The organism is Flavobacterium aquatile LMG 4008 = ATCC 11947 (assembly GCF_000757385.1).
Taxonomy (GTDB): domain Bacteria; phylum Bacteroidota; class Bacteroidia; order Flavobacteriales; family Flavobacteriaceae; genus Flavobacterium; species Flavobacterium aquatile.
In genome coordinates, this window is sequence record NZ_JRHH01000001.1 from 363664 (window position 1) to 389958 (window position 26295).

Below are 26295 nucleotides of genomic sequence, written 5' to 3' on the forward strand. Positions count from 1 at the left end.
ACATTGCAAGTCCTCATGGCGATGGCAACAATTTTATGCAACTACAAGAGCTTCCGTTGGTCGCTTTGTACTTGCTAAAATTGTAAGCCATCACCATTCCGGGCTTTCCATTGCCATCAGGGCTAAAAACTATCTGCAACTATGAAATATTTAGTGATACTACTCGTTTTTCCTTTCTTGATGAGTTGCTCCAACGACGATGAGCAAGAATATCAAAATATACCAATTGACTTTCAGGTGCCAAGTAATTTTCCGCCATTGGCCTATGATTTAGCCAACAATCCACTAACCGAAAAAGGATTTGAACTCGGTAAAAAGCTTTTTTATGACGGACGATTAGCGTCTGACGGACTTGTTTCCTGCGGTTTTTGCCATATACAAGAAGATGCTTTTACCCATCATGGTCATACTGTAAGTCATGGTGTTAACAACAATGTGGGAAATAGAAACACACCACCAATTCAAAATTTGGCTTTTCAAACCGCTTTTATGTGGGATGGCGCTACAACGCATTTAGATTTACAACCTATAATTCCGTTTTCGAGTCCGCTTGAAATGAACGGTAACTTTTCTGACGCTATTATTATGATGAAAGGCGACGCCAACTATAGAAAACTTTTTAAACAAGCTTTTCCTGATGGCGCTATTAATTCAGAGAATATGCTAAAAGCGCTGGGTCAATTTATGGTTATGGTAACCTCAAGTAATTCTAAATTTGATAAATACAGAAGAAACGAACCAGGCGGAACTTTATCTACAAACGAATTAGAAGGCTATGAAATTTTCAACGACAAATGCGCTTCGTGCCACGCTACCGATATTTTTACAGATAACTCGTATAGGAATAATGGCTTACCTGTAAATCCTGCGGTCAACGACATTGGTAGATACCGCGTTACAGAATTAGAGCAAGATGTATACAAGTTTAAAGTTCCGAGTTTACGAAATATCGAAAAAACGGCACCATACATGCACGACGGACGATTTTTTACACTCGAAGCCGTTTTAAATCACTATTCGTCTGGTGTTGTAAATTCTTCAACTTTAGATGCAAGTTTGAACAACTCTGGTGCTTTAGGAATTCCTTTATCTGCTTCAGAAAAATCAAAATTGATCGCTTTTTTAAAAACATTAACGGATAATGAGTTTTTAACCAATCCAAAATATGCCGAATATTAACATGAAAAAATATCTATTACTTTTTACCATAGCGTTTCAATGGGCAAACGCATCGGTAAAAGATTCTGTTCCTAATTTTAATTTCAAAAACTACTACAATGTATTTGAAAACACCACTTTAGTTGATGATTGCGATGCTTGTGGCTGCTCGGCAAGTGGCGGAAGCATGGGTTTTGCCTCTATGCTAAACTCCAATTTTGTGGGCGTTCGCTACTTCAATCAGGTTTATAGAAGTACTGATGGATTGTACAGCAATTCGCCTTGGAACAAAGAAAATTTCAATACCATTCAGGTTTGGGCACGAATCCCTTTGACTAAGAAAATACAAGTTTCGGCATTGGTTCCGTATCATTTTCACAACCGAGAAACGCCAACAGGTAAGCAAAACATCAGTGGTTTGGGTGATATCACAGTTTTGGCGATGTACCAATTGTATCAAACCCACAAAGACAGTACTGTTTTGGTACATACCTTGCAAGTTGGTGGCGGATTTAAAATTCCGATAGGGAAATTTGACGAAGCCAATAACGGAAGCGTCAACCCAAGTTACCAAGTAGGCACCGGAAGTTTAGATTATCTACTAGCAACAGAATACATCATAAAAAGAAAGAAATTCGGACTAAATTCTATACTCAATTACGTCATTAAAACCGAAAACCAAAAGAACTACCGCTTTGGGAACCAGTTTAATTATGCGTCCACCTTGTTTTATTTACACGAAACGGCTAAGTTTTCTATCGTACCACAAGTAGGTTTTGCAGGTGAAGTGTACGACAGTAATTACCAATACAACCAACGCGTTCGTAAAACCTCTGGCGATATCTTCATGGGCAAAATAGGCTTTGAAATAGGCAAAGACAAATTCTCCTTTGGAGCCAATGCCATGCTACCCATTAACCAAAATCTCTCGGGCGGCAATGTAGATGCCAAGTACCGATGGAGCGTAAATTTTAATTATGCTTTATAAATAAAGAAAGGATTCGATTTTTGGTCGAATCCTTTTTTGTTTTTTTAAGTGCAGTACTTTGTAAGTGGTTGCCTTGGTTACTCAATTTCTTCAAATGGATCATACATTATATAGGTTGGTTTTTTAAAATATGGGTATTTTATGGTTATAAGCTTTTGATTTTCACCTTCATCTTGTAGTAAAGTAAATGTTTTATCTATAAACTTACCATTTAATACGTCTTCAATTTGTGAAACTGTGTAAATCCTGTATTCCGAGTTATACATGTATAACGTCGGAGTATTAATAATAAATATTCCCTCAATTTTATAATCTCTAATGTCTGTATTAGATAATGGATACTTTTTGTTAAAATGATCGTTCAATTTTTCTTTGTTTTCGTCAAACCATTTTACTTTCCGACTAATAGTTTCATTATATGATTTTGTATTTTTTGATCCTTTAGAAAAAACGTTGAAATCATTTTTTTGATTAACCGTATCATATCGACCTATCAGATGTTTGCAGTCAGTGATAAAGACAGTTTTGGTGTTAGGAGAGATGATTATGAAATCTATTTCTCCTAAACCTTGAACATCAATATTAAAAAATGTTTCATCATAATTAATCTTTTTTACATTTCTATCGTAAAGTAATTTATTATTTTTTAAACGTTTTTCAACTTCATCATCTAACCATTTGTCATGTGCATCTTCTTTTCGATGCACGTATTTTTTGAAGCATTTGTTTTCAAGCCATTCTTTTGGAGCTTTTCCCCAAGGTATCGCGTTTGATGAAAGTTGTATGAATGTTTCCGCCCAAGCATTTTTACCGAAAAGAGCATAATCTTCATCGTTAATGTTCCAAATAATTATAGGTTTGTAAATGTATCGATTAAGATTATAAGGCCTACAAGCTAAATCCAATAATGTCATCTTGTTTGTCCTGTCAAGTGTAAGTCCTCTAAAAAATTGCTCTGCAATTTCGATTGGAACTTTACAAAAATGATTAAGATTAATTGGTAGAGTTTTCCAGCCAACGCCAACTATTTGACCTCCTTGAGGTTTTAGTTGCTCATGTATTCTGGCAATTAATCCTCCAACTTCATCATACTTAATGCTGAAACATTCTTCAATTGCCTTTTTTAAATCAGTTAATCCAGCTAAATCATTATCGTCAACAACGGTCTTAGTAAACTGACCATCTAATTCTCGTGTAATGTCGTCGAAAATGAATTCGTAATGGTGCCGACGACTAAAAGTATATTCGTCGTTTTCATCAAACTTAACCTCCGCTACATCCTCAATCATTGACTGCTCTGCATACAAACTAACACATGTCAAAATCATTTCTCCAAGAAATAGAAGTTCATCTATTTTTGGGGTAACTCTTTTTATGTAAACTTCATTTTTTATTTCACCATTCAACATTTTTATATCACATCCGGCTTCAAGTATGAATTTTAAAATTCTCCTATAACCTGCAATATATGCCCAATCAATTTCTCCAGATAATTTTTCGTTATTATATTTATATACAAATTCTGTTATTTCCTCATGAAATGTGAATATGTCTTGGTAAAATCTAACTGAAGTTTCGCTGTGGCAAATTGAATTAAATTCTTTGATATAATAATCGATACTTAAGGTGAGAATTTCGCGTATCTGGGTTTCATCAAATGGACCTTTTCCAAACTTTTCTACGATTAATTTGGATAAGGCTGTTCTAAATTTTTTCTCAACATACTTTTCACCCTTGCAGATAAGATATTGTCCTTTCAGTTTATGTAATTTCATGTGATGGTATTGTAAAGGTTGCCAATAACGTTTCGGCGGCTTGGTGAGGTTGCGAGCTTTAAAAACGATTATTTTCTATCAAATATATATATTCTTCCAAAATGTACTTAAATTTATTACATAATCCGCAATCTTGATAGATGCTTGATACCGGCTGCGCTTCGTATTTATTGTAATATGTTTCTGTTAAAAATTTCTGACCTTACAACCCTTGCTTGTCTGCTATTTGTACCTGTATACATATAACCATAATAAGTAGCAAATTCATTATCTTCACGAGGAGCGTATTTGTTTGCTATTACATTTGTTTCAAGGACCAAAAGCTTTGGTTTGATAATTTCGTAATCTATGTTTTCAAGTTTAGATAGTTCGATTACGAGTGTGAAAAAATTAGATTTTCTATACCAAATTGAATCGGGTTCAAGATTCATTGATTTAATGCCTTTCAAAACTGATACTATTTTATTTAATGCAAGTTCTTTGTTAGGGAAATTGTCATTGTTCAAAGCAATCATTTTTTCTATTTCAGAATCTCTTGTAAAATATCCGCCTATCTCAAGTGTTGACATAATCGAAAGTATAAAATGTAAATCTGACATTCTTGACATTTCTGATTCACTGAAAATAGGTATGTGTTCATTTTCAACAGAATTTAGAATTTCTTTTGCGGTTGATATGAATTCACCATCATAAACTGCATTTTGAATTTCAACTTGTTCAAGGTTGAATTTTGTTTGATTTATTCTCTTAAATATTTCTCGAATCAAGTCTGGTGAAATGTCCTCAAGGTCGCGAATTACTACATTGTAATTTAGGAATTCTTTTTGGCTATCTGTTCCTAAATCTTTGAATTTAGGAACAACTTTTCCGAAAATTTTTGAACCTTCAGGTTCTTCAATATATTGAACTAATGTACTTAATCTTTGTTGACCATCAACAACGACTTCCTGTGTTTCAATTTTCTCAATGTCTATACCAGATTGTGCAGTATATATTTCTGGAAAAGGTAACCCTTTAAGAATTGTATCTATAAATGCTTCTTTATGTCCAGGTGTCCAAACAAATTTTCTTTGAAAGTCAGGCTGTAACACAAGTGTGTTCTCTTTAATTCGCTTATAAAGTTCGCTTATTTTTTTATTACTCGGACTTGATGGAATTTGTCTTGCCATATCAGTTTTTTGTTAATGAGTTATATACGTCTTCTATACTTCTTGTATAATATTTTTCCAAGTATTCGTAGTTTTTAAAAAGTCCTGCTGCGACCTTGTAATTTCCAACTTCAGAACGGTCATATGAAATTGATTCAAAAAAATCAAACCATTCTGATTTAAGTAAATTAACTTGAAATGATGTTGGTAATTTGTCAGGTCGCATCCATCCTTTTACCAAATATCTTAAAAAGTCATTGTAAACTTTCAATTCTTTAAGATCAACAGTTTTGTATTGCCTGTCAAGTTGATATTGATATTCTGTAATCTTGAAATAAAATTCTTCAAATAATTTTTCATTAACTATAACAACATCAATATCAGAATCGTAATCAAATTCAGTCCCTTTGTAATAGCTAAAACCAAGTTTAGCTGAACCTACTATAAAAACCTCATGAAAGCCAACACCAAATTTATTTGCAATTCGATTTCGGAATTCAAAATAATCATCTTCTCTGTCCTTAAAAACAGTAGGTATTCCATGAAATAAAAATTTCTGGATGAACAAAAGTTGTTTTTCTGAGTCATCGGATTCAATTATAAATTCTCTGAAATTTTCTAATGTCATATTAATTTATTTGTTGTTTGTCTTGTTTTAGCCTTGCCGGTAACTTATATATACTCGCAACAAACTCTCGTCTGTAACACCATCTAAATATGTATGGGCAAAAGTTTACTTTAACAAATATATCAAAACCAACCAATATAATTAATTACAAACCAATTATTTCTCAAATACCGTGGTTGACCACGTCCTAGACTCCGTTTACCACGTTACCCAACGTGGTAGATGACGTTGGTAACGTGGTTGACCACGTCCTACAACGTGGTAAATGGGGTTCGTAACGTGGTTGACCACGTCATACAACGTGGTAAATGGGGTTCAGGACGTGGTAGACCACGTCACCCAACGTGGTAAACGCACTTCAGGACGTGGTAGACCACGTTCACCAACGTGGTAAATGGGGTTGTATAACGTGGTTAACCACGTTGCATAACGTGGTAAATGGGGTTATTGACTATTTTAAATAAAAAACCCCGAAAGCAGCACTTTCAGGGTTCCGTTTTTTCTAGAAATACAACTTGCTATTCTGTAGCAGGAGCTTCTGGAGTGGTTTTTGCCTTAGCGGCAGGTGTTGTAGTTGCTCCGCCTGTGAAAAATTGTGCCAATTCGGCAACCTTCGTTTGATAACCAATAGCATTGTTGCTAAGTTTGTACTTAGCAAAATCATAGTCGGTTAATGCCGCCTGATAATTATCCCAGTCATGGAGAATTTTTGCATTTGATAGACCATCAATCAAACTTTGCAATCGTTGAATGGTAGTTTGCAAAAAGGTACGGGTGTCGTGATCGTTTGTAAATTCTACCCAATCTACATCAGGACTACTTAAGGTAGGTTGACTGTCGCGGTAGTCTTTAACCTTGTTAATAATAAGTTTGTTTTGCTCGTTAACGCTTCCATATTGTTGGCGTTCTTCGGGCGATAAATTAGCAAGTTTTGGTGCTAATGCAGTCTCTACTGATGTTACTGCTGTGTTCAATGCAGTTTTTTCTGCTACAGAAAAATGCCTGCTGTCAAAATTGGTAAAGGGCATAAAAAAAATTTTAAATTAATTAATAAAAACACTAATTTATGTAATTAATTAATAGCTAAAACGCTTGTAGTAAACATTCTACAAGCGTGTAGAACTGTATTTAACAAAGAAATCCGTTTGAATTACCAAACGGATTTCTTTTAGGTGGGATTGTTTTTTATGAAACTTGTTATTGTGAGAAATGGGTGTTAGCAGTAGGTTTTATTTTACAATTGAGTAAATTGTGAATATTACTATTAGAAATATGATGACTAAACATCCATTTCGTTTCTTTTTGTCTGATATTTTTATTTTCTCATGATATTCAATTGCTTTTTTCTCTGTCAAGAAATATCCTCTCCATGCATTATCTGGAATTGACATTACAAACTTTTCTTTACAAGTATTACATTGATAATACATTCTATAATCAATTAACCCGATTTCAATCTCGTTTTTTGATTCCAGTATGTTAATTTTTTCTGACTTACATTTTAAGTCTAAAATATCCTCAAAATATTCAAATTCAGTTTGTGAAGGAAAACCATAATACTGTTTGTCGAAACAATTTTTACACATTATTATTTATTGTTTTTCTTTTTAAAAGTGTTTTTTGAGTCTATCTCGTATCGTAAACTTGCGGCTAACTTGTTTGTAAGAGAAACAAACTTTCGCCTATCTCACTATCTAAATAAGTACAGCTGAAAGTTTGCTAAAACAAATATATCAAAACCAACCAGTATAATTAATTACAAACCAATTATTTCTCAAATACTGTGGTTAAATATAGATCACAAAAAAATCCGTTTGAATTACCAAACGGATTTTAACTTATATCGATAAATTAGTTTCTTTAGAGAAGCGTTTTACTTTCCTAAATATTCTACAATTTTAGCATCGCCATTAACCACTACTTTCATCAATCCGTGTTTGCTAATGCCTTTGCTTGCAGCATCCCATTTTTTGCCACTTAAAGCCGATTTCTCTTTTAAATCACCAATCGAAATTCCTTCATTTGCTTTCAAGATTTCGATAATCCATTTTTCATCTTCCGTCAATTCGATTTGCTTTTTCTCTGGACGCATTTGAGGGAAAAACAACACCTCTTGAATAGAAGGATTATTGGTCAAGAACATGATTAATCTATCCATTCCAATTCCCAATCCAGATGTTGGTGGCATTCCGTATTCTAAAGCTCTCAAGAAGTCTTCATCTATAATTCCGTTAGCTTCATCATCACCTTTTTCAGAAAGTGCCATTTGAGCTTCAAATCGTTCGCGTTGATCAATTGGGTCATTCAATTCTGAGTAGGCATTGGCAATTTCTTTACCGCAAACCATCAACTCAAAACGCTCTGTCAATTCAGGATTATCTCTGTGTGATTTACACAACGGCGACATCTCCTTAGGATAATCAGTTATAAACGTTGGCTGAATAAAATTCCCTTCACATTTAGCTCCAAAAATCTCATCAATTAATTTTCCTTTACCCATGGTCGCATCAACTTCAATTCCCATTGATTTTGCTGCTTCAAAAAGTTCTGCTTCCGTTTTACCCGAAATATCAAATCCTGTAAAGTTTTTAATTGCATCGGTCATTGTAACTCTTGCATAAGGCGCTTTAAAACTTACTTTATGTTCGCCAAAAGTCGCGTCTGTAGTACCGTTTACGGCATTGGCACAATGTTCCAATAGGTTTTCGGTAAACTCCATCATCCAGTTGTAGTCTTTGTACGCTACATATATTTCCATTGCGGTAAATTCAGGATTATGCGTTCTGTCCATTCCTTCATTTCTAAAGTTTTTCGAGAATTCATAAACACCGTCAAATCCACCAACAATCAATCGTTTTAAGTACAATTCATTCGCAATTCTCAAATACAAAGGAATATCCAAAGCATTGTGGTGCGAAATAAATGGTCGTGCCGCAGCACCACCAGGAATGGCTTGCAAAATTGGAGTTTCAACCTCCATATATCCAGCGTCGTTAAAGAAATTTCGCATGGCAGAAAAAAGTTTGGTTCTTTTTACAAAAACTTCTTTCACATTTGGGTTAACTACCAAATCCACATAACGCATTCTGTATCGCAATTCGGCGTCATTAAAAGCATCGTGTACTTTTCCTTCTTCATCTACTTTTGGTAGAGGCAAAGGTCGAAGTGTTTTACTTAGAAAAGTAAAATTTTTAACCATTACACATTGAGCACCCACTTTAGTAGTAAAAAGTTCGCCTTCAACTCCAATAAAATCACCTAAATCAGTCAGTTTTTTAAAAACCTGATTGTAAAGCGTTTTATCTTCGCCCTCGCAAATTACATCTCGGTTAAAATACAACTGCATTCTGCCTTCACTGTCTTGCAACTCTGCAAAACATGCTTTTCCTTGGTCGCGAACACTCATCAATCTACCAGCAAGAACCACCTTTTTACCGTCTTCAAAATTTTCCTTCACCTGTTTAGAAGTGTCCTTCACAGGATATAAATCTGCAGGATAAGGGTTAATTCCAAGTTCGCGTAAACCGTTAAGTTTTTCTCGTCTAATGATTTCTTGTTCCGAAAGTTGCATAGTAGTTTTGTATTTAAGCGTGCAAAGATAGGTATTAGTTTAAAAGTTTAAAAGTTTATAGTTTAAAAGTTTGTTGGGTATCAGTCTAACTGCAAACTGCTACTGAATACTGAACACTTTTTTTATAAGGAGCGAATGGCTTGGGCGTTTTTGTAATCCGTTTTCCTGCTGTCCGTTCTATCTTTTTCTTTGAAAATAAAGAAAAAGGATGCCACTACCATCAGGGCTAAAAAGTAATTTATTTTTATATATTTGTAGACTAATCAACCACCCAATTATGAAATATAGTAACTATTTAGTAGTGCTTTTGTTTGCTATAACGTTAACAAGTTGCACCTTCACAGAAAACATTTATTTAAACGAAGACGGAACAGGGAAATTCTCCATCGACATGGACGGTTCGGGATTAATGGCTATGATTCCAGAAGACTCAATCAAAACTCAGAAAGCAGTCGATACTACTTTTTCTTTCAAAGATTTATTTGCTGGAAAAAGCGATAGTATTTCCAAACTTCCAAAAGCAGATCAAGACCGTTTAAAGAAACTAGAAAATTTTTCGGTTAGAACCAAAATGGATCCTACCGATAAACAGTTTATATTTAGCATGTTCACCGATTTTAAAAATGTTGGTGATTTACAAGACGCTTTGGCAACGATGAATCAAGCAAAAGGTTCTTCTAAAGATGCCGATAATCCACTTTTAGCTGCTGGCGGAATAGGAAGTAATAATTCTGATTTGAAATACACTTACGACGGTAAAAAATTCACAAGAAAAGCCACCGTATTAAAAAAGGAAATTCTCGAAGTAGAAAACGATTCGGCAGAAGCCTACAAAATGATATTTGAATCGTCGACTTATGTTATAAAATACCATTTCCCTAAAAGAGTAAAAAAGGTTTCCAATTCAACAGCACTTTTTAGTGAAGACAGAAAATCGGTTACCATTGAATATCCATTTAGTGAATACATGGAAAATCCAGACAAATTAAATTTTGAAGTAGAATTCGAAAAATAATTTACACCTATTAAATATACAGAGCAACATTTAGTAAAATAGATGTTGCTTTTTTTATTTGTAGAAATTCAAAATAGAACATCTGTAGAAAACTTTGTAACTTTGTGCCATGAATAAGAAAATCAAACTTCAAGATTTAGGAAATAAAGATTACAAAGATACTTGGGATTATCAGGAACAATTATTCAAGGAAATTGTAGAGGTGAAAATCCAAAATAGGAGAGAAGAGAAAAATGATGAAACTCCCAATTATTTTCTTTTTGTAGAACATCCGCATGTTTATACTTTGGGTAAAAGTGGTGATATTTCCAATTTGTTGTTATCTGAAAAACAATTAGAAGCAAAAGGAGCAACTTTCTATAAAATAAATCGAGGCGGAGATATTACGTATCACGGACCAGGACAAATTGTAGGTTATCCAATTCTAGATTTAGAAAATTTCTTCACCGATATTCACAAGTATTTGCGATTTCTAGAAGAAGTCATCATTTTAACTTTAGCCGAATACAATATAATAGGTACAAGAAGCGAAGGCGAGACCGGTGTTTGGCTAGGAGTAGGAACGCCATTTGCCAGAAAAATTTGTGCTATGGGAGTTCGAGCAAGTCGTTGGGTTACCATGCACGGATTTGCACTAAACGTTAACGCCGACTTAGGTTATTTTGATAACATCATTCCTTGTGGTATTAAAGGTAAAGCAGTTACTTCACTTCACGCAGAATTAGGTAGAACAATTGATGAATATGAAATTAAAGAAAAAATCTTAAAACATTTTTCACAACAATTTGAAGCTTCATTTATTTAATTTATTATTCTAAAGTTAGTTTTAACTGTTCTGGTAATAATCTAAAACTCATTCGGTGGTATTTGGTCGTGCCATATTTTCTTATTGCTTCGCGATGTTCTTTGGTTGGATAACCTTTATTCTGTTTCCAATTGTACATCGGGAATTCTTCATGAATTTTATTCATATATTCATCTCTATAAGTTTTAGCTAATACAGATGCTGCTGCAATACTCATGTATTTGGAGTCACCTTTAACAATTGTGCTATAGGGAATATCTTCAACAGGCTTAAATCGATTTCCATCCACAATAATATATAATGGTTTAGGATTTAATTTAAGAATACTTTCCTGCATCGCTTTTATTGATGCGTTTAAAATATTGATTTTATCAATAATTAGAGGTTCCAAATGCGTAACTGCAAAAGAAATTGATTTTTCTTCAATAATTGGTTTCAATTTTTCTCTAACTTTTTCGGTCAATTGCTTCGAGTCATTGAGAAGATGTAATTCAAAATCATCAGGCAATATAATGGCTGCAGCTGTAACTGGTCCGGCCAAGCAACCGCGTCCAGCCTCGTCAGTACCACACTCAATAGTTTCGTTGGAAAACTTTAAATTTAACATAAAATTAATTTTGATAAAAATATAAAAATAAACGCAACCTATTGCATAATTCTGCATCTAATGAGTGTATTGTAACCACATCGTTAGTATTACGTAAATAAAATTAACATAAATAAATAAAAATATTCCGAAGTATTATTTGTTTATTTAAGAAATTATTAAGAAGTTTGCGGAATAACTAACTCAAATAAATTTAATATGAGATCGAAGTTCAAATGGATTTTTACGCTATTAGTAGCGTTATCAATGCAGTTTTCGTTTGCACAAGAGAAAACTGTATCAGGTGTGGTGTCAGACGCAAGTGGGACATTGCCAGGTGCTAACGTTGTTGTAAAAGGTACAACAAATGGAGTATCAACAGATGTTGATGGTAAGTATTCTATCAAGACAAAAGTAGGAGAGACTTTAGTGTTCTCTTTCGTAGGATTGGCTGATAAGTCAGTTGTTGTTGGTGCTTCTAACACAATCAATGCAACATTAGCTCCTGATGCTAAATTGTTAGACGAGGTTGTGGTAACAAGTTTAGGTATTACTAAGAAGCCAGGAGCAATTACCTCTTCTAATCAGGTTGTTAAGGCTCAAGAGCTGACCCAAGCAGCTAACCCAAATGCGGTTCAGTCGTTGATTGGTAAAGTTTCTGGGTTGCAGATTAGCACAACTAATAGTGGTGTTAATCCAACTACAAGAATTGTAATTAGAAATAACAAATCTATTACTGGGACTAATACAGCTTTGATTGTTATTGATGGTGTTATTTCTACTGCAACAGCTTTTTCAAGTTTAGATCCAGGAAGTATTGAAAGTGTTAACACTATGAAAGGTGCTCAAGGTTCGGCTCTTTATGGTTCTGATGGTGCGAGTGGTGTTATCATTGTAACAACTAAAAGAGGTTCTGGTAATGAGAAAATGAAAGTATCTGTATCTTCATCAATAGATTTTGAAGATATTGCTTTCTTGCCAACTAGACAAACTAGATATGGTCAAGGTTGGAATGGTCAAAATGTTTCTTATGAAAATGGTGCTTGGGGTGCTGAATTTGATGGTACTATGGTTGCTGTTGGACTTCCTCAAGCTGACGGAAGTTACGTTATGGCTCCTTATTCATCTAGAGGAAGTGATAATATTAAAGACTTTTTCAAAACTGGTGTGTTTTCTCAAAACAGAGTTTCTTTAAGTTCTGGTTCAAATGATGGATACATTTCTCTAACTGCTGAAAAACAAGCTAGAGATTTCGTTGTTGATGGAGATACATATGATAAAAAAAGTTTCTTATTTAAAGCAGGTAAAAAAGTTGGTAAAATTTCATTTGATGGTAACGTAGGTTATACTAATATTGAAACTTCAGCTGCTGGTTCATTATTGTATGATGATTTATTACAAACTGCTACAAATATTCCTATTAAAGAATTTGCTAATTCAGGAAATGCAGGTCATTGGTCGGTATATACTAACAATCCATACTGGGTTTTAGAAAATATTAGAGATGATAATACTACAGATATTTTCAATGGTATTGCTAGGCTTCAATATGACATTAACAAGAACATTAATGTGTCGTACAATGCAAACATTAATATTACCAATAGAAGTGGTCTGTCGTTTACAAATGCTTATAATAATGCTTACCCTGATACTGTTTTGTATGATAACAGTGTTTCGTCTTCATTCTCTACATTTAATAACACTAGAAAAGCTTTGTATGCTGATTTACTTTTCAACTTTAATTATGATTTAACAGATAATCTTAACTTGAAAGCTAACTTAGGTAATAACGTACAAGATGTTATTAATACTCAAGTTGGTGTTGGTGGTAATAATTTAGCTATTGATGGTTTGTATAATATTGGCTTTTTAACTGGTTTACCAACGTTTGGGGGTACTACTTTTAATTTTAATAATAGATTAAGAAAGTATTCTTATTTTGGTCAAGTAGATTTAGCTTACAAAAACTTTTTGTTCTTAAACTTAACAGGAAGAAATGACTGGACTTCAAATTTAAATGAAAATAATAATAATTTCTTCTATCCAAGTGCTGGTTTGTCATTTGTACCAACAGATGCATTTGAGGGTTTAAAAAGTGATACATTTTATTACGCTAAGGCTTATGTAAATTATACTAAAGTTGGTAGAACAAGTGATATTGCTCCATACGATATTAATTCGCTATATGCTTCAACGGCAGGTTATCCTTTTAATGGAGTTGGTTCTTATCTTCAAGTTCAAAGCAATACAGATCCAAATATCAGGCCAGAGTTTTTTACAACTAGAGAAGCGGGTATTAATTTAGGTTTTTTTAAAAATAGATTAACTATAGATGCTGCTGCATATATCACAAGTAATACAGATTTAATTACTAGGATTAGTACTTCTTCTGCTTCTGGAGTTTCGGGTTCTAGAATTAACGTTGGTGAATCTGAAACTAAAGGTTTTGAGATTGATTTAGGATTTACACCAATTGATTACAAAGGGTTTAAATGGACGAACAGATTAGGTTATTCTAGTAGTAAAATGATGGTTATCAAAGTTTCTGATCAAGCTTCTTCAGTTTCAATTGATAAAGGATTTGGAACTGCTGCCGCATATAATGTAGATATTTTTGCTGAAGAAGGCGAGCAATTTCCTTTAATTAAAGGTATCGCTTACCAAAGAGATGATCAAGGTAGAGTTATTGTAGATGCTAGTTCAGGTTTACCATTACTTACAAATGACTTTGTAAAATTAGGGACTGCTAATCCTGATTATGTTTTGAATTATAATACTTCGTTTGAGTACAAAGGAATTCGTTTAGCTGCTGTATTTGACTACAGAAAAGGTGGAGAATTTTATTCAGAAACGATGTACAGATTATCTACTTTTGGATATTTAGTTGAATCAGCTCAAGGAGGAAGAACAGGTTTTGTTTTCCCTAATTCTGCTATTGAAGATCCAGCTAATCCAGGTTCTTACATTGCTAATACCAGTGTTGTTACAGGTGGTACATCTTATTCAAGTTACTTAAATTATAATAATACCAACTTTACTGAAGCTGCAGAGAATTTCATTCTTGATGCGACTGCATTTAAAGTAAGAGAAATTGCTTTAAGCTATTCATTTTCTAAAGAATTGCTTGATAGTACAATGTTAGAATCATTAACCATTGGTGTTAATGCTAGAAATCCGTTCATGGTATTGCCAAAAGAAAATCGTGGTTATGCTGATCCAGAGGCTTCTGTAACATCAGGTAATGGTCAAGGCTTTCAATACAGAGGGCAATACCCAAGTACAAGAAGTGTTGGATTTAGTCTTAATTTAACCTTTTAATAAAATATAAAATGAAAAAAATAAAATACATACTTGTTGTTTTTTTAGCAACATTTTATTCATGTGACAATTATTTAGATATAAATGATAGTCCCAACAATCCTACTTCAAATCTTGTTAATCCAAAATTAGGTTTGTCTGCTGCTATTACTAGACCATATCGTACATTTACGTTAAATTCAAATCAATTAGGTAACATTTGGATGAACAATTGGACAGGTAATGTGAATCAAATTACAGGAGCTTATGCTACTGAATTTTCACTGCAAATTGGAAACAATTTTTACAACCCTATTTGGGATAACTACTTTTTGTTAACAGTTAACTTGCAAAACATAATTAATTACGATTCTGCTGATTATGATAATCATAAAGCAATTGCGAAAATTATGAAGACCTTTTATTTTCAACATTTAGTTGATATTTATGGTGATATTCCTTATTCTGAGGCTCACGTTAAAGGTATCTTAACTCCAGCTTATGATGATGATTTGTCTGTATACAGAAATTTATACACTCAATTAGATGAAGCTATTGCTTTAATTGAAAACTCTTCTGCAAACGCTAACACTATAGCTGTTGGTGCTGAGGATCCAGTTTTTGCTGGTGATATGACAGGTTGGGTTAAATTTGCTAATACTATTAAATTAAGATTATTAATCAGAGAATCTGGTTATGCAGCTACTAATGCTGAGTCTGCTACTTATTTAGCTTCTAAATATGCTGAGTTGGCTTCTGCTACTTTTATTACAGAAGACGTAACGGTTAATCCTGGTTATAGTAATGCAAGTAATGACCAAATCAATCCATTTTATTTTACTTATGGTTTAGATGCTGCAGGTAATCCTGGTACTTCAGCTCAAGTTGTTGTAGCTACTAAGCATGCTATTGACTTTTTAAGTGGTAATTTGCCTAATACAATTCCTGATGTTAGAATTTCTAAAATTTATGCTCCAGTTTCAGGTAGTACTTATGTAGGTAACGTTCAGGGTGTTGAGGCGCCTATTGCTCCACCAGCAATATCTAGATTAGGTAATGGTTTACTTGTTGGTCCAGATCAAGATGGTTATTTAATGACAGCTTCTGAAAGCTATTTCTTGCAGTCTGAGGCAGTTTGGAGAGGTTCTCTAGCTGGTGATGCTAAGGCTTTGTTTGAAAGCGGTATTCAAGCTTCATTTGATTTGTTAGGAGTTCCTGCTAGTGGAGCATCTTACATTGCTAATAGTAATTCTGTAAATGGATTAGGTTGGGATGCAAGTACTAATAAATTACAGGCTATTATGACTCAAAAATGGGTTGCTTTAAATGGTATTAATGGTTTAGAGTCTTTTATTGAATTTACTAGAACTGGTTTCCCAGCAACTGGAGTTTCAACTGTTGCAAATTTCCCAAGCTTACCTAAAAGATTATTATATCCTACATCTGAGTTAACTGGTAATACAGCTAATGTACCAAATGTAACATTAAGTCAAATATTCACTCAAGGTGCATTCTGGGATGTTCCTTAATTAAAAAAAAGAAATTATGAAAAAATTATTTTTATTATTTGTTTTATCGCTTTCTTTTGTCTCTTGTACTGATGACAATACAGAAAATGCTGGTAATTCAACTTATGTAGTTGGTTTTCCAAGAACTTCTCTTAATCAGAGTTATGTAGCTACTGGTGATGTAGTGCCGTTGAATGTTCCAGTTATTTTTATTGGTGGTCAAGAAGGTGCGCCAATAGGTTCTGATGTTACAGTTTCTTATGAAATTGATCCTACATCAACTGCTGTTGCAGGCGATGAGTATGATTTAGTAAATACTACCAACAGTGTAGTTTTACCAAGCGGTATTACGTCTACTTCTATTCCTTTTTTAATTAATACTGGAAATTTAGAAACTGGTGAGGCTAACTCTAAAACTATTGTTGTGAACATTACTACAATTGTTACTGAAGATGAAGTAGTAGTTGCTAGTAATTTCAAGAAAATGACTATTACTTTAACTGGTTTATGTTTCTCAAATTTAGCTGGTGAGTACACAATTACTTACTCTTCTGGTACTGTAGCTGTGTTTACAGTTGAAGAAACTACTTCAGGTAATTATCATTCTAACTCAACTCCTGGTTGGGGTACTGGTGTCTATTCGTTCGATTTTGTTGACGTTTGTGGTGCTTTAAGCCCAACTGGATGGGATTTCCAAGATTCAAACCCTATGAGCGGAACTGGTATTGTTCAACCAAATGGAAATTTAAGATTCGTTCTTACTATTGATGGTGTTGCAGGCTATACAAATAGAACTTGGACATTGATTAAACAATAACAAATATTATATTATGAAAAAAAATAATTATATAAAACTTTTTACTGCTTTTGCTGCATTTTTGTCTTTAACGTCATGTATTAAAGATGATGAAAATTATGCTAGCACTGTTTCAGATAGACCAAATGTCACTATCAGCGCTACTTCTTATTCAGTTACTGAAGGTGGAGATGTGTTAGTTACTATGGTTGCAGATAAACCATACAGAACTTCTCTAGATTTCAATTTAGAGGTTCTTTCAGGTAACACTGCTGTTGCTATTGATGATTTTACAGTTAATGTACCAGAAACTGTTTTTGGTTCAGATCCTTGGAACGGAATTCAAGGTTATCTTGTTCAATTTCCAGCTAATACAACTTCTTACACTTTCTCAATATCTACTATTTTAGATGATTTGCCAGAAGTTACTGAAAATGTAAGTTTTAGATTAACAATGGCTGGTAATCACAATGGTAATTTAGCAGAGTCTTCTCGTTTGTTTGATGTTGCTATTGCTAATGGTGTTCAAGACGAATTACAATTAACTTTTGATTGGGATCAATCATTTGATTTTGGGGGTTCTACTTTTACTTTATGTGATATTGCTTATGACAACGATTTTTACATTTATGATGGTGCATCTTTAAATCCACTTATTACTCAAACAGATGCTGCTGCTGCAACTGGTGATTGTCCAGAAACTTTCACTATGAATTTAGCTGATTATCCTAATGGTAATTATAAAATTTATCAGAATCTTTATGATGATAATGGTTTGTCATCTGCCGGTATAACTCCTGCTTTCAGTATTCCTGTTAAGGTTCATTATCTTAGAGGTGGAAGTGCTTCTTTAGATGGAACATTCACACAAGATCCTGCCTATGCTATAGATTCGAATACTTTGCCAAATCCAACAGCTACTGCACAATTATATTATGTGGTTACAGTAAATGTTAACAATGGTGTATTTACATTATTAAATGATAATACTGCTATTGCTTCTGGAAAACATTCTAAAGTCAATAAGGCGTTCAAAAGCTTAAAAGCAAAAAATAATTTAAATAAGAAAAAAATAAAAGGTTTCAATTCTTAATCTTTTTTTCTTAAGTATTAAAGGGCTACATTATTGTAGCCCTTTTTTTATTGAATTTTTCTGTATACATTTGCCAACATTCAATTATGAAAATGAAGGTTTATTTATTTTTTATTTTTTTTCTGATTTCTTTTTTATCTTTTGCTCAAGAGGTAGATTCTGGTTTAGTGAAGCAAGATTCTACTAAAACAAGTTTAGCAATGCCGCCATTAGTAGCGCCTAAGGCGAAGCAAGAACAATATAAAATTTATAATTTAGAAAGAGATACAACTTATGTAGATACTTCACTAACTATTCAAAGTGAATATAAATATAATTATCTACGAAAAGATATTTTTGGTCTTCAGCAATTTGCTAATGAAGGTCAAACTTACAATAAACTATTTTTTGGATTAAATCAGTACAATCCCTATCCTGATTTTGGTTTCAAATCAAAGCAATTTGGGTATTTGCAACTTGAAGATATTAATTATTACTCTGTAGCAACTCCTTTAACTGAACTTTATTTTAAAACAGTTATGGAACAAGGTCAAAGTGTTGATGCATTAATTACTGCTAATACTTCAGAAAGATTTAATTTCTCAATTGCTTATCGAGGACTTAGGTCATTGGGTAAATACATAAATCAATTATCTAGTATCGGAAATTTTAGGTTTACAACTAGTTATTTTACTTCCAATAAGCGTTACTTAGTCAATGCACATTTCACAGGACAAGATATATTAAATGGTGAGAATGGAGGTATAGTTTCATTAGAAAATTTCGAAAGTGACGACCAGGATTTTAAAAACCGGGCGCGTCTTCAAGTTTTTTTAGCTGATGCAAAATCATTTCTAAAAGGGAAAAGACTATTTATAGATCATAATTTTAGAATAAATCCTAAAGAATCGGAAAACAATTTATACATAAATCATCAGTTTAATTTAGAAAATAAATTTTTTGAATACAATCAAGCAACAATAGCAACAATTATTGATGAAGTCCCAGTTTATCGTTTCGGAAATTCCTATGTCGTTAGTAATATTAATGACCAAACACGCTATCAAAGATTGTACAATAAACTTGGTGTAACCTATGAAAATAAAACACTTGGTCAATTTCAATTTTTTGTTGAAGACTTTAAGTATGTATATAAATACGACAAAATTTTGATTCTTGAAGATGGTATTATTCCAAATCAATTGTCAGAGCGTATAAATGCGCTTGGCGGTCAATATACCTACCAAAAAAACAATTGGAAAGGTAAATTTCTATTAAGTAAAGCAATTTCAGACCAAACATTTTCTACAATTGATGCCAATTTAAATTTTAAACTAAATGATAAAAACAATTTCTCATTCCAATATCAAAACATAAGCCGAATTCCAAATCATAACTTTATACTTCACCAAAGTAGTTATGAAAAATACAATTGGAAGAATAATTTTGATAATGAAAAAATAAATAAATTAGAAGTAATTGCCAACACACAATGGCTAACTGCTTCAGCCGAATTCACAACTCTCAATGATTATCTCTATTTTTCAGACGACGATGCTTCCTATAATGTTCAACTAGTGTCACCAAAACAACATAGTAATTCTATAAGTTACCTATCGTTCAAAGTAAGCAAAGAAATTAAGTATAAAAAAATTGCTCTAGACAATACAATTCTTTACCAAAACGTATCTCAAGAAGATAATATTCTAAACGTGCCACAAATCGTAACAAGAAATACAATTTACTTCACAGATTATTTCTTCAAAAAAGCATTGTATCTTCAAACGGGTGTTACTCTAAACTATTTTTCTAAATATTACATGGATGATTACAGCCCAGTTTTAGGTGAGTTTTTCACTCAAAATAGTGCTGAAAACGGTAATTTCCCAATGTTAGATTTCTTTGTAAATGCAAGAATTCGTCAAACTAGAATTTTTGTAAAAGCAGAACATTTCAACTCTGGTTTTACAGGTAGCAAATTTTACTCAGCACCAAATACACCATACCGCGACTTCATGGTTCGATTCGGTCTAGTTTGGAATTTCTTTCAGTAGAAACGTAATCAATAGTACCTTTTTCTAAACCATTTTCCTGCTTTCCATTCCAAGTTCCGATAAAAATCGGAAGCTTTCCATTACAATCAGGGTTAGGCAGTATTCCATTTTCTCTAAAATCAAGGTGTTGTAAAACCATTTTATTATCAATACCTTTGCAATCGCAATTTATAATTATGAAATCGCTATTAAAAACAAGTTTACGTAAGCAAACATCAACGATTAAAAAAGCAATCTCATCTGTTACCGCTAAAAAATAAAATTTCAGCATATGAATTATTCAGAAAATATATTAGGAACTATTGGCAATACACCATTAGTAAAACTAAACAAAGTTGTCGAAGGAATCGATGCATTAGTCCTTGCAAAAGTAGAAACTTTTAATCCAGGAAATTCTACCAAAGACAGAATGGCACTTAAAATGGTAGAAGATGCAGAAGCCGATGGACGTTTAAAACCAGGTGGAACAATAATAGAAGGAACCTCTGGGAATACCGGAATGGGGTTAGCTCTTGCAGCAATTGTAAAAGGATACAAATGTATTTTTGTAATCACCGACAAACAATCCAAAGAAAAAATGGACATTCTGCGTGCCGTTGGTGCAAAAGTTATAGTTTGTCCAACCGATGTAGAACCAACCGATGAACGTTCGTATTATTCAGTTTCTAAAAGATTAGGAACAGAAATTCCAAATTCTTGGTACGTAAATCAATACGATAATCCATCCAATGCTCAAGCTCATTACGAACAAACGGGACCAGAAATTTGGGAACAAACCGACGGAAAAATTACCCATTTTGTAGTTGGAGTAGGAACAGGCGGAACTATTTCTGGTATCGGAAAATACCTAAAAGAGAAAAATCCAAACATAAAGATTTGGGGAATTGACACGTATGGTTCAGTTTTTAAAAAATACCACGAAACAGGAATTTTTGACGAAAACGAAATTTATTCTTACATCACAGAAGGAATTGGTGAAGATATTCTTCCAAAGAACGTAGATTTCTCTCTAATTGACGGATTCACAAAAGTAACAGATAAAGATGCTGCCGTTTACACACGTAAAATTGCATTAGAAGAAGGAATATTTGTTGGAAATTCTGCTGGTTCTTGCGTTAAAGGTTTACACCAGTTAAAAGAACATTTCACAAAAGATGATGTGGTTGTAGTTTTATTTCATGATTCGGGAAGTCGTTACGTTGGTAAAATGTTCAACGACGATTGGATGCGTGAACGCGGTTTCTTAGACGAAGAAATCACAAAAGCAGAAGATGTAATTAAAGATCACATCGATAAGTCATTGGTTATTGTTCGTACAGAAGAATTGGTTTCACACGCTATCGAAAGAATGCGTAAATATAAAATTTCTCAAATTCCAGTAATTGATATCACAGGATTTGTAGGTTCTGTAGACGAATCCGATTTGTTTCAAAGTTACGTATCGGATAAAGATGTAGCCGAAAAGCCTATTAAAGAAGTTATGGGAAAACCGTATCCAATTGTAAAATTAGGAACACCAATTGAAGAAGTTTCTAAATTATTTACAAAAGACAATCAAGCTGTTCTAGTAGATTTAGGAAACGGAAAGCATCATATCATCACAAAATACGATATCATTGGTTCGATAAAATAATTGAAAACCTACAATGAAAGTTGTAGGTTTTTTTTATTCTCCAATCAAAACTCCAGAAACATTCCACGAACTAAAACTTGTTCCTTCATTTTCTCCCTGAGGAATTTTTACTTGAATGGAATGAGTTCCAGCTTTTAAATCTCCTAATTCGATATAAACTGGATTTGTAACCATTCCGGGACACCAATTCGATCTGCTATAATCTGATGATGATAATCCGTTAGGAAAATTTCCCGAAGCAGGATTATACAATCGGTATGAACCACAATCTTCTCGCCAAGGTGTAAAATGGAATACTTCTTTTTCGTCTAAAAACAATGTGTTTTTCTTTGGTACAAATTCATCTCCATTTTCCCATCCACCATGACCTGTCGTGATGTAACGAAGTTTAGCATTTTTTAAATCTTTCTCCAAAGTAAAATTCACAATCAATCCTTCCTTCGAATTAAATAACGTTCCATATTCTTGTCCAGCCATTTCCATAACATTGGTTGAATTAAATATCGGAATTACATTGGAAGCTTTTGCAACACCATTTTCCTCAGGATGAATCGTAATATTTACCGAAACCTTATGTCCGCCATTGTCATAGTTCCCAATGAAAGTTCCAATGTAAATCTCTTTATTATCAATCGCAGCCGTTAGTTCAGAAATGTCTTGTCGGTAATTTACACGATCTTCCCAAGTTTTGTCTTTTAACTGAATCGTGTTGTACTGCTTAATTCCAAAAGGTGTAAAAAAGCGCATCAGTTCGATTATCGGTGAATACTCATCGGTCGAAATTATTCCTTGATATTGTTTTCCATTTCCGTTTTCATAAACTGGAAGCGATTTTACTCCGTTTTGCAAACCGTCTAAAAAAGACCTTTTTTTATCCATCGGAATCATAAAAACCGAGCCAGTTCTATCATATGCATCACCATTAGATTGCTCGGTTACATCAATAAAAACTTGACTTCCTTTTGCAATAGCAGGAATCTTTACTTTTCGAACAATTACGGTTCCGTTTGCAAATCTTAAAATACTATCATTAGATTTAGAAGCATCAGAAAAATTAATGATTTCATCTTTAAATATTGAAATTGTAGTAAACCTACTTTTCCATAGCAAATCTCTATAAGTCAATAAGTCAAATGAATTAATAAAAGCATCTTTATTTGAAAATTCGGGAACTTTCTTTAATTTTTCAACTTTTGTTGCAGCAATCACAAAGTTTCCATTTCGAACCATTTCAAGAACCAAACCTAAATTTTGTCCGAGTTGTGTTGGAGCACCTTTTATCTTCAAATCATTTGTATACCAAAGTTCAATGGTATTAGAATTAATAATAGTTTTTGCTTTTTTGCAATTGTAACCTAATATTTTTTTAGTTTCATTTAGTAGTTCAAATGATTGTTTTGCTAACGAAATACTGTCTTGTGTAGAAATAGTTTTCTCTGAATTTAATGCTGCAATTTGAATAAACGTATTCGATTTTCTATTCAAATTAAAATATTCCGACGGATAAACGATCTTATTATCATCAATTGATTTAGAAATTACTCTTGTCAAAAAGTCGTTAGAATAAATAATTGTTGGATCTTGATTTTCTATCAATTTGCCGTTGGAACTTTTTAAATAAGTAATTTTATAAGTGCTTTGCCCAATGGATTGCAAGGAAAAAAAGGCAACTAAAATCAGAATATAGTATTTCATTTTAATTTTTTTATAATACAAATATAAAATTTTGAAATCATATTATCATTTTTATTACTTTAGTGTTTTATACTCGATACAGAAAATGTTATGAAAGAAGATTTTATACACTACGTTTGGAACTACAAGAAATTTGATTTCTCAAATCTAAAAACTACTCAAGGTGAAAATTTGGTAATTGTAAATTCAGGCCAATACTTGCAAAAAGCAGGTCCCGACTTTTTCAACGCACAAATAATTTTAGAAAATCAAAAATGGGCTGGAAATGTTGAAATCCATTTAAAATCCTCCGATTGGTATTTGCACCACCACGAAAAAGATGATAACTACAACAACGTAATTCTTCATGTTGTTTGGGATCATGACACGCCAATTTTTAGAAAAGACAATTCAGAAATTCCGGTATTAGAAATAAAAAACTATGTTTCTAAAGAAGAACTCAATAATTACTTATCATTAACTACCCAAAAGTCATGGATTTTTTGCGAAAATCAAGTGGCTAATATTGATGAGTTTGTGTTTTCAAATTGGCAAGAGCGATTGTTCTACGAACGATTAGAACGAAAAATTCAACCTGTAAACCAACTTTTGGAAGAATCAGAAAACGATTGGGAATCACTTTTGTTTTGTATGTTAGCCAAAAATTTTGGATTGAATACTAATGGCGAATCGTTTTTGAAAATGGCAAAGTCCATTACGTTTTCATTAATCAGAAAAGAAGCTCTTGAAGTAATGTATCTTGAAGCATTGTTTTTCGGTCAAGCCGATATGATTCCGATTGATGTGGAGGATAATTATCCAAAGGAACTAAAATCTTGGTACGATTACATAGCTTTAAAATATAAATTATCGAAGCCAGCTATCGAACCAATTCAGTTTTTCAAACATCGACCGGATAATTTTCCAACAATCAGATTGTCACAATTAGCAATGTTGTATCATTTGCATCGCAATTTATTTTCGAAAATTATTGAAGCCAATTCAATTGAAGAAATTTATAAAATTTTCAATCTTTCGGTAAGTGATTATTGGAAAACACATTATAACTTTGATAAAGCTAGTTCGAAAAAAGAAAAATCGCTATCAAAATCATTTATAGATTTAGTGATTATTAATACAATAATTCCAGTTCGATTCGCCTATGCAAGGGCACAAGGAAAAGAAATTTCTGAAACATTAACGGATTTATTGTCAAATATTCCATCAGAGAAAAACTCCATTATTGAAAAGTTTACTACATTTGGTATTAAATCTAAAAATGCTTTTCAATCGCAATCCTTATTAGAATTGAAAAATGAATATTGCAATCATAAAAAATGTTTGCAATGTGCAGTTGGATTAGAACTTTTAAAAAACAAATAATGATAACAAGTATTCGCTACTTTTTTGAAAAACACGGTTTTCACGTTTCTTCTCGCTTGGCCGATAGATTGGGAATGCGAGCAACCAACGTACGTTTGTTTTTTATTTATATATCATTTGTAACCGTAGGTTTAGGTTTCGGATTTTATCTAACATTGGCTTTTTGGATAAAATTAAAAGATTTAGTACGAGCAAAACGAACTTCTGTTTTTGATTTATAGTTTATTATAAATCATTGACTATTAAATTGTTTCACGCCAAATAAAATGCATCATGGAAAATCAAAATTCAATAAAATCATTTTTTAATTTCACTAAAGACCAACGAAAAGGAATACTTTTTTTATTTTTAATCATCATCGCTTTGCAATTAGGCTACTTTTATATCGATTTTAATAAAGATCAAAAAGTATCTAAAAAAGAACAAACTTGGCTGTCACTCCAAAATACAGTTGATTCCTTAAAATTGGAGAAACCTGAAACTGGTTATAAAATCTATCCGTTCAATCCCAATTTCATAACAGATTTTAAAGGATACAAACTCGGAATGACTGTCGAACAAATTGACCGGCTTTTAGCTTTTAGAAAGGAAGGTAAATTTGCCAATTCGCCACAAGAATTTCAAAAAGTTACTGGGATTTCAGACTCACTTCTAGCAACAATGGAACCCTATTTTAAATTTCCAGATTGGGTTAATAAAAAGAATCAAAATTCGTATCAGAATAATTATCCAAAATCCAATTGGAAAGAGTTTCCAAAGAAGGAAGCTATGAAAGTGAAAGATATAAATCTGGCAACCAAAGAAGATTTGATGAAAGTCTTCGGAATAGGTGACGCAATTTCTGATAGAATTTTAATACAAAGAGAAGTCTTCGGAGCATTTCTTTCGATGGATCAAATTTCAGAAATTTGGGGATTATCACCAGAAGTGGTAATCAGTTTAAACCGATATTTCAAAATAGAATTCACTCCAAAAGTCTCTAAAATCAACATCAACACTGCATCAATTAAGGAGTTAGGGCAATTTCCTTATTTTAGATATCCAATTTCCAAAAACATAGTAACCTATAGAAGTATGAATGGAGACATAAAAATTGAGGATTTAACAAAAATTAAAGCTTTTCCTGTTGATAAAATAAAAATAATTGCCTTATATTTGGAATTCTAAAATAAATCAATAAATTTTTAAAAATTGCTACATT

Annotated in this window: 22 protein-coding genes; 13 read left to right on the plus strand and 9 right to left on the minus strand. The window is 32.8% G+C overall.

Annotation, left to right across the window (positions count from 1 at the left end; translation table 11 throughout):
• Positions 1-141: 141 nt before the first annotated feature.
• Both LG45_RS01615 and LG45_RS01620 read left to right on the plus strand, forming a co-directional pair.
• Entirely contained in the window at positions 142-1179 is a 1038-nt protein-coding gene (locus tag LG45_RS01615; RefSeq protein WP_035123775.1) for a cytochrome-c peroxidase, read from the plus strand.
• A gap of 1 nt (position 1180) precedes the next feature.
• The gene (locus LG45_RS01620) at positions 1181-2146 is read left to right on the plus strand and encodes a transporter (protein ID WP_035124258.1); all 966 of its coding nucleotides are present in this window, start codon (positions 1181-1183) and stop codon (positions 2144-2146) included.
• A gap of 77 nt (positions 2147-2223) precedes the next feature.
• On the opposite strand, the gene LG45_RS01625 is transcribed toward LG45_RS01620, so the two are convergent.
• From LG45_RS01625 to lysS, 6 genes are all read right to left on the minus strand, one after another.
• A complete protein-coding gene (locus LG45_RS01625; RefSeq protein ID WP_035123777.1) occupies positions 2224-3921 on the minus strand; it encodes a hypothetical protein in 1698 nt (565 codons plus the stop codon).
• 167 nt (positions 3922-4088) lie between these two features.
• A complete protein-coding gene (locus LG45_RS01630; protein ID WP_035123780.1) occupies positions 4089-5090 on the minus strand; it encodes a DUF262 domain-containing protein in 1002 nt (333 codons plus the stop codon).
• Position 5091: 1 nt separating this feature from the next.
• Positions 5092-5697, minus strand: a complete 606-nt coding sequence (locus LG45_RS01635; protein ID WP_035123782.1) for a hypothetical protein — start codon at positions 5695-5697, stop codon at positions 5092-5094.
• A 518-nt stretch (positions 5698-6215) separates the two neighbouring features.
• Positions 6216-6725, minus strand: coding sequence for a hypothetical protein (locus LG45_RS01640; protein WP_052087439.1), 510 nt, complete (start codon positions 6723-6725; stop codon positions 6216-6218).
• Positions 6726-6926: 201 nt separating this feature from the next.
• Positions 6927-7283, minus strand: a complete 357-nt coding sequence (locus LG45_RS01645; RefSeq protein ID WP_035123784.1) for a hypothetical protein — start codon at positions 7281-7283, stop codon at positions 6927-6929.
• A gap of 287 nt (positions 7284-7570) precedes the next feature.
• A complete protein-coding gene (lysS, locus tag LG45_RS01650; protein WP_035123785.1) occupies positions 7571-9268 on the minus strand; it encodes a lysine--tRNA ligase in 1698 nt (565 codons plus the stop codon).
• A gap of 277 nt (positions 9269-9545) precedes the next feature.
• Between lysS and LG45_RS01655 the strand changes: the two genes are divergently transcribed.
• Together LG45_RS01655 and lipB are read left to right on the plus strand one after the other, a co-directional pair.
• A complete protein-coding gene (locus LG45_RS01655) occupies positions 9546-10283 on the plus strand; it encodes a hypothetical protein (RefSeq protein WP_052087440.1) in 738 nt (245 codons plus the stop codon).
• A 109-nt stretch (positions 10284-10392) separates the two neighbouring features.
• Positions 10393-11088: a lipoyl(octanoyl) transferase LipB gene (lipB, locus tag LG45_RS01660; protein WP_035123786.1), complete on the plus strand. Its 696-nt coding sequence runs from the start codon at positions 10393-10395 to the stop codon at positions 11086-11088.
• 4 nt (positions 11089-11092) lie between these two features.
• On the opposite strand, the gene LG45_RS01665 is transcribed toward lipB, so the two are convergent.
• Positions 11093-11695, minus strand: a complete 603-nt coding sequence (locus LG45_RS01665; protein ID WP_035123787.1) for a ribonuclease HII — start codon at positions 11693-11695, stop codon at positions 11093-11095.
• A 198-nt stretch (positions 11696-11893) separates the two neighbouring features.
• On the opposite strand from LG45_RS01665, the gene LG45_RS01670 reads away from it, so the two are divergent.
• From LG45_RS01670 to LG45_RS01690, 5 genes are all read left to right on the plus strand, one after another.
• Positions 11894-14995, plus strand: coding sequence for a SusC/RagA family TonB-linked outer membrane protein (locus tag LG45_RS01670; RefSeq protein WP_052087441.1), 3102 nt, complete (start codon positions 11894-11896; stop codon positions 14993-14995).
• A gap of 11 nt (positions 14996-15006) precedes the next feature.
• Positions 15007-16503, plus strand: coding sequence for a SusD/RagB family nutrient-binding outer membrane lipoprotein (locus tag LG45_RS01675; RefSeq protein WP_035123789.1), 1497 nt, complete (start codon positions 15007-15009; stop codon positions 16501-16503).
• A gap of 16 nt (positions 16504-16519) precedes the next feature.
• Positions 16520-17299 carry a hypothetical protein gene (locus LG45_RS01680; RefSeq protein WP_035123791.1) on the plus strand — a complete coding sequence of 260 codons (780 nt, stop codon included), beginning with the start codon at positions 16520-16522 and terminating at the stop codon, positions 17297-17299.
• A 13-nt stretch (positions 17300-17312) separates the two neighbouring features.
• Positions 17313-18371 (plus strand): hypothetical protein, encoded by a 1059-nt coding sequence (locus LG45_RS01685; RefSeq protein WP_035123793.1) that lies wholly within the window; start codon positions 17313-17315, stop codon positions 18369-18371.
• An 86-nt stretch (positions 18372-18457) separates the two neighbouring features.
• Positions 18458-20404 carry a putative porin gene (locus LG45_RS01690; RefSeq protein ID WP_307725771.1) on the plus strand — a complete coding sequence of 649 codons (1947 nt, stop codon included), beginning with the start codon at positions 18458-18460 and terminating at the stop codon, positions 20402-20404.
• On the opposite strand, the gene LG45_RS01695 is transcribed toward LG45_RS01690, so the two are convergent.
• Positions 20364-20675, minus strand: coding sequence for a hypothetical protein (locus LG45_RS01695; RefSeq protein WP_035123796.1), 312 nt, complete (start codon positions 20673-20675; stop codon positions 20364-20366). The two genes, LG45_RS01690 and LG45_RS01695, sit on opposite strands and share 41 nt — an antisense overlap.
• Between LG45_RS01695 and LG45_RS01700 the strand changes: the two genes are divergently transcribed.
• Positions 20676-22037 carry a pyridoxal-phosphate dependent enzyme gene (locus LG45_RS01700; RefSeq protein WP_035123799.1) on the plus strand — a complete coding sequence of 454 codons (1362 nt, stop codon included), beginning with the start codon at positions 20676-20678 and terminating at the stop codon, positions 22035-22037.
• Between the two features lie 33 nt (positions 22038-22070).
• On the opposite strand, the gene LG45_RS01705 is transcribed toward LG45_RS01700, so the two are convergent.
• The gene (locus LG45_RS01705; RefSeq protein WP_035123800.1) at positions 22071-23732 is read right to left on the minus strand and encodes a GLPGLI family protein; all 1662 of its coding nucleotides are present in this window, start codon (positions 23730-23732) and stop codon (positions 22071-22073) included.
• A 90-nt stretch (positions 23733-23822) separates the two neighbouring features.
• On the opposite strand from LG45_RS01705, the gene LG45_RS01710 reads away from it, so the two are divergent.
• Genes LG45_RS01710 through LG45_RS01720 form a run of 3 tightly spaced genes read left to right on the plus strand, consistent with a single transcriptional unit; the run spans position 23823 to position 26261 of the window.
• Entirely contained in the window at positions 23823-25094 is a 1272-nt protein-coding gene (locus LG45_RS01710) for a DUF2851 family protein (RefSeq protein ID WP_035123801.1), read from the plus strand.
• A complete protein-coding gene (locus tag LG45_RS01715) occupies positions 25094-25315 on the plus strand; it encodes a PspC family transcriptional regulator (protein WP_035124263.1) in 222 nt (73 codons plus the stop codon). The genes LG45_RS01710 and LG45_RS01715 overlap by 1 nt, the downstream gene beginning before the upstream one ends.
• A 52-nt stretch (positions 25316-25367) precedes the next feature.
• Positions 25368-26261: a ComEA family DNA-binding protein gene (locus tag LG45_RS01720; RefSeq protein ID WP_035123802.1), complete on the plus strand. Its 894-nt coding sequence runs from the start codon at positions 25368-25370 to the stop codon at positions 26259-26261.
• The last annotated feature ends 34 nt before the right edge of the window (positions 26262-26295 follow it).